The following is a 470-nucleotide window of genomic DNA, read 5'->3' as shown; positions in this document are numbered from 1 at the left end:
ATGCATGGTTCAGGCTGGCCTTTGGCAGAAACAGGTTCTTCAGGCGGCTGGTGGTTATATCACGCTGAAAACAACCAAGTGACCTTGGGTATGATTGTCGATTTATCTTATGAAAATCCACACATGTATCCTTTTGCTGAAATGCAGCGTTGGAAAACACATCCACTGATTAAGCAATATCTTGAAGGTGGTAAGCGTATTTCTTATGGCGCACGTGCAGTTGTTAAAGGTGGTCTAAACTCGCTACCTAAACTGACCTTCCCAGGCGGTTGCTTAATTGGTGATGATGCAGGTTTCTTAAACTTTGCTAAAATCAAAGGCTCTCATACTGCGATGAAATCGGGTATGTTGTGTGGTGAAGCTGTATTTGAAGCAATCCAAGCAGGTCATGAGAAAGGTGGCGATTTAGCGGTTGCGCGTGTCGCTGAAGGCGAAGACTTCTTTGCTAAAGAATTGACTGCATATACTGA

At 44.0% G+C, this 470-nt stretch carries 1 protein-coding gene; it reads left to right on the top strand.

Annotated elements, in window-relative coordinates:
* Positions 1 to 470: NAD(P)/FAD-dependent oxidoreductase (locus tag ACG916_RS21530; RefSeq protein WP_419329365.1), on the top strand; the 470-nt coding region annotated here is incomplete at both ends.

It is taken from the genome of Acinetobacter legionensis, assembly GCF_048552295.1.
GTDB lineage: Bacteria > Pseudomonadota > Gammaproteobacteria > Pseudomonadales > Moraxellaceae > Acinetobacter.
The sequence above is the reverse complement of the archived record's forward strand: the minus strand, read 5'-3'. Positions and strand labels throughout refer to the sequence as shown.